The 440-nt window shown below is 33.9% G+C and carries 1 protein-coding gene; it reads left to right on the top strand.

The window, feature by feature from the left end; genetic code table 11:
* The coding region (locus LOK41_RS28605) for an IS6 family transposase (RefSeq protein ID WP_241819460.1) at positions 1 to 440 on the top strand (440 nt) is incomplete at both ends.

Raw genomic sequence — 440 nt, 5'->3', positions numbered from 1 at the left:
AAAACAGTTTAAAAAGGATATTATTTTGGTAGCCGTCGGCTACTATTGTCGTTTTTCTTTAAGTTATCGTGATGTATCTGAAATTTTGAATGAACGTGGTGTTTCAGTTCATCCTACAACCATCATGCGCTGGGTTCATGAATATAGAAATCTTATCTATCAAATTTGGAAGAAGAAAAATAAAAACGTTCCATTATCTTGGAAACTAGATGAAATCTATATAAAAGTCAAAGGAAAATGGTGTTATTTATATCGTGCAATTGATAAAGACGGGCACACATTGGATATTCAACTTCGTAAAAAACGGAATCATCAAGCTGCCTATGCCTTTATGAAAAGATTGGTCAAAATCTTTGGAGAACCAGCGGTTCTCACTACAGACAAAGCACCAGCATTACTTTTCGCATTTCACAAATTAAGAGAACAAGGCTTTTATATAC

The organism is Bacillus sp. TL12, from assembly GCF_022625245.1.
GTDB lineage: Bacteria > Bacillota > Bacilli > Bacillales > Bacillaceae_G > Bacillus_A.
Note: the sequence above shows the minus strand (reverse complement) of the source record. Positions and strands in the feature narration are given on the sequence as shown.